This is a genomic window from Mycobacterium sp. E3298 (assembly GCF_001666895.1).
In the GTDB taxonomy this organism is placed as follows: Bacteria; Actinomycetota; Actinomycetes; order Mycobacteriales; family Mycobacteriaceae; genus Mycobacterium.
Window position 1 is genome coordinate 1 of sequence record NZ_LZJB01000036.1, and the last position, 844, is coordinate 844.

Below are 844 nucleotides of genomic sequence, written 5' to 3' on the forward strand. Positions count from 1 at the left end.
CTCGGCGTAGCTGTGGCTCATCACCTCGAGCACCGTGCCCCAGGGGTCGGTGGCGTAGGCCAGCACCCACGGTCGCCCGGGCACGAATTCGTACGGCGCCGCCAGCAGCGTGCCACCGTGCTCGACGACCCGGTCGACCGTGGCCGCGACATCGGGGTGCGTGATGCACAGATGCCACCAGCCGCGGTCGAACCACGGCTGCCGCTCCCGCGGCCACCCCGGGTCCTGCGTCGGCGGGTCGACGAACTGGAAGAGCTCGATGCCCACGGAGTTGCCGGTGAGCAGATGCGCCTGCCAGGCCCGGCGGAACCGGCCGCCGAACACCGAGGCCGCCTCCGGGTGCCCGCCACCCTCGAGCACCCGCGGGCCCATGATGCACCGGAACCCGAATACCTCGCCGTACCAGTCGATCGCGGCGTGAATGTCCGGGACCGTCAACCCGACGTGGTTGACGGCCAGTGCCGCCGGGCGCCCGTCGCTCAGCTTCCGAAGCCACCTCTACCGCTCGAGACGGTCGAGGCGCCGCTGGTGCCTGCGTCGAGGTGGCTGGAGGCGAAGGCGACGCCCTTGTCGATCATGGCGCCGTCGTCGGCGTAGGTGTTGTGGGCGGAGAAGTTCATGCCGTCGGAGCAGACCGGGTCTTCGGTGGCGCAGACCTTGATGGTCTTGTCGGCGAAGGTGGGGCCGATGACGACGGGGGGTTCGCCGAGGAAGTTCATGGCGCGCACGTTGGGCATGCCGAAGAGCACGACCGAGGACACGTGGCTGGCGACCGTGGGTGCTGGCCTACGCCACCGACCCCTGGGGCACGGTGCTCGAGGTGATGAGCCACAGCTACGCCGAG

At 70.3% G+C, this 844-nt stretch carries 1 protein-coding gene and 1 pseudogene; both read right to left on the bottom strand.

Going from position 1 to position 844, the window contains the following annotated elements; all coding sequences use genetic code 11:
- Positions 1-483: VOC family protein (locus A9X05_RS01555; protein WP_067778699.1), on the bottom strand; the 483-nt coding region annotated here is incomplete at its 3' end.
- Positions 480-844: pseudogene (locus A9X05_RS01560) on the bottom strand (cutinase family protein); the annotation flags it as partial. The pseudogene A9X05_RS01560 and the gene A9X05_RS01555, both read right to left, overlap by 4 nt.